Here is a 2635-nt window from a genome sequence, read left to right on the forward strand (position 1 = left end):
AGGCGCTTAAGGGCAAGACAATCATTCCATTCTGCACGTATCAGGCTACTTACCGCGCGGAAACGCTTCAGGCAATTGTGGATGCAACTCCAACTGCCAGTCATAAGGAAGGCTATGGTACGACAAATCCAAATCAGAACGATGTAGATGCATGGCTTAAGAAAATTGGGTTAGGAAAATAAATTTTTAGGGAGAAATTTTTATGGACTATGTAACACTTTCAAACGGAATCAAGATGCCACAGTTGGGCTATGGCGTGTATCAGGTGACAAAGGAAGAGGCTGAACGCTGTGTTTCGGATGCGCTGGAAGTCGGCTACCGCTCGATTGATACGGCGCAAAGTTACTTTAATGAAGAGGAAGTAGGAAATGCAATCTCAAAATCTGGAATTGCCCGCAGTGATATTTTTTTGACTACTAAGGTTTGGATTGAGCATTACGGCTACGAGGCGTGCAAGAAGTCGGTGGAAGAGTCTCTTAAGAAACTCAAGACTGATTACATTGACCTCATGCTTCTTCATCAGCCTTTTGGTGATGCTTACGGTGCATGGCGCGCTCTTGAAGAGTTTTATGAACAGGGAGTTTTGAAGGCAATCGGAATCTCCAACTTTTATGCCGACCGCATGGTGGAGTTTGCGTCCTTCAACCGCATAAAGCCTATGGTGAATCAGGTGGAATGTCATCCTTTGAATCAGCAGATAGAGGCAAAAAAATGGAATGACAAGTACGGTATTCAGCTTGAAGCCTGGGCCCCTTTTGGCGAGGGACGTGGTGGTCTTTTTGAAAATCCTGTGTTAAAAGAAATTGCCGCTGCACATGGAAAAACTACAGCTCAGGTTATGTTGCGCTGGCACCTGCAGAGAGGAATTGTGGTTATTCCAAAATCAACCCACAAGGAACGCATGGCAGAAAACCTGAATGTCTTTGATTTTACCCTCACTGCCGAAGAGATGGCAAAAATTACTGCTCTCGATACTGCAACAAGTTCTTTCTTCAGTCATCAGGATCCTGCAATGGTGGAATGGTTCGTAAAAATGGTTGAAGAGCGGAAGCAGCAGCAGGATTCCAGTAAAGAGAAAAAGGCCTGGTAATATTTCTGGATTTTGTAAAAATGCTTACAAAGTCCAGAGTTCTGTAAAAGGTTTTATTCTACCCGAATCCAGATTCCATCCCGTTTTTTGTAAGTGTTTTCTCCACCCATAGTCCAGCTGCCGCTGATTCCATAAACCTTCGCCGTGAGCGTGTGGGTGACTTTCATGCGGGCGGTGTCGCCATTTACGCTGATTGAATAATCCTTTGTATCCACTTTGAAGTAGTTTAGAGTTCCGTCCATGATTTCGCCGATAAACTCTTCGCGAGTCTGCTTTTTTCCGCTCATGTGGGTGAAGGTGAGCTTTTCGTCAAAGTAGAGTTCCAATGCGGTCTGGTCTTTTTCAATCATAGCCTTGTTGATCGCTTCGTAGGCAGAGTATACCTCTTTTTCTTCTGTGGTCATTGGTGACGTCCCATTTCTTTGTTTTGATTCCTGGCCCGTGCAGGCAGTAAGTACCAGCACGAGCATCGCAAAAATTGTTGTCAGCTTTTTCATATCAGGCCTTTTCAAAGTCTGGCTTCCATGCAGCAAATTGAATTAACTGCTCTTCTGTTCGGTGGTAGTAGCGTTCGCCTTTGTCGAGTTTTGCGATTTCTGCCATTTCGTCGTCGGTCAGTTCAAAGTCCATGATGGCAAGGTTATCCCTGATGTGGTCAACGTTTTTGCTTCCGGGAATTACGACGAATCCCATTTGAACATGCCAGCGTAAAATCACCTGGGCAGGAGTCTTTCTGTATTTTTTGCCCAGTTCAGCAAAAACAGCTTCCTGAATCAAAGACTTGTCGCCGTGTCCAAGAGGGTACCAGCTCATCAGTTTGATGCCGTACTTGTCCAGAGTTACGCGCAAATCCTTCTGCGTAAAATATGGATGGGCTTCCACCTGAATGAACTGAGGGGCAGTTTCCCATTTAGTCTTAAGTTCTTCTATATATTTACCTTCAAAATTAGAAATGCCGATAGAGCGGGCTTTTCCTTCTTTCAGAGCCTTTTCCAGCTGACGGTAACCTGCAAGCCAGTTTCCCGCCGGCTGATGGATGTAGAGCAGGTCAACGTAATCTACCCCAAGACGCTCAAGAGTTTCGTCAACAGCGTTCGGGTTTTCGTATTCCGACGGCCAGAGCTTTGTAGAAAGAAAAACTTCGTTTCTTGCCACGCCGCTTTCTTTGATTCCCCGACCAACAGCGCGCTCGTTTACATAAGCATTTGCTGTGTCTATAAGGCGATAGCCCATCTTAAGAGCCTCGCGGGTGCTGTTTTGGGCATCTGTTGGTGAGAGCATAAAAGTTCCAAGTCCGATTACCGGGCAAGTGATTTCATTGTTTAATTTGATTGTTTCCATAAAAGTTCCTCCGTTATGGTATTTGTCTAATTCGTGTCAATCTTGCTGACGAACTATTCGCGCATCTGATTATTTTTCACTCATGTGTGTAAAGATGACTTTGCCTTTTGCGGCTTTAAGGGCATCTTTCACCCCCTCGGCTTCTACTATGTGTCCGATTTTTGCATATCCTGCAGTATTCTTTGTGTCAGCATAAAAAATCAC

General features: G+C 44.9%; 5 protein-coding genes. 2 read left to right on the forward strand and 3 right to left on the reverse strand.

From position 1 onward, the window contains the following. Positions 1-182: NADPH-dependent FMN reductase family protein (locus IJJ71_RS11540; protein ID WP_296847183.1), on the forward strand; the 182-nt coding region annotated here is incomplete at its 5' end. 20 nt (positions 183-202) lie between these two features. Further along, entirely contained in the window at positions 203-1090 is an 888-nt protein-coding gene (locus IJJ71_RS11545; protein WP_296847184.1) for an aldo/keto reductase, read from the forward strand. A gap of 53 nt (positions 1091-1143) precedes the next feature. Here IJJ71_RS11545 and IJJ71_RS11550 read toward each other — a convergent pair whose 3' ends face one another. From IJJ71_RS11550 to IJJ71_RS14985, 3 genes are all read right to left on the reverse strand, one after another. After that, entirely contained in the window at positions 1144-1587 is a 444-nt protein-coding gene (locus IJJ71_RS11550) for a nuclear transport factor 2 family protein (RefSeq protein WP_296847185.1), read from the reverse strand. A gap of 1 nt (position 1588) precedes the next feature. After that, positions 1589-2431: an aldo/keto reductase gene (locus tag IJJ71_RS11555; RefSeq protein ID WP_296847186.1), complete on the reverse strand. Its 843-nt coding sequence runs from the start codon at positions 2429-2431 to the stop codon at positions 1589-1591. 69 nt (positions 2432-2500) lie between these two features. Beyond that, on the reverse strand, positions 2501-2635 hold the full coding sequence (locus IJJ71_RS14985; RefSeq protein ID WP_367113239.1) for a hypothetical protein: 135 nt from the start codon (positions 2633-2635) through the stop codon (positions 2501-2503).

Source organism: Treponema sp. (genome assembly GCF_017430385.1).
Classification (GTDB): domain Bacteria; phylum Spirochaetota; class Spirochaetia; order Treponematales; family Treponemataceae; genus Treponema_D.

What these genes read in the sequence shown, in the direction of transcription:
- IJJ71_RS11545 (WP_296847184.1), top strand. Translation starts at nt 203, where the DNA reads ATGGACTATGTAACACTTTCAAACGGAATCAAGATGCCACAGTTGGGC.
- IJJ71_RS11550 (WP_296847185.1), bottom strand. Translation starts at nt 1,587, where the DNA reads ATGAAAAAGCTGACAACAATTTTTGCGATGCTCGTGCTGGTACTTACT.
- IJJ71_RS11555 (WP_296847186.1), bottom strand. Translation starts at nt 2,431, where the DNA reads ATGGAAACAATCAAATTAAACAATGAAATCACTTGCCCGGTAATCGGA.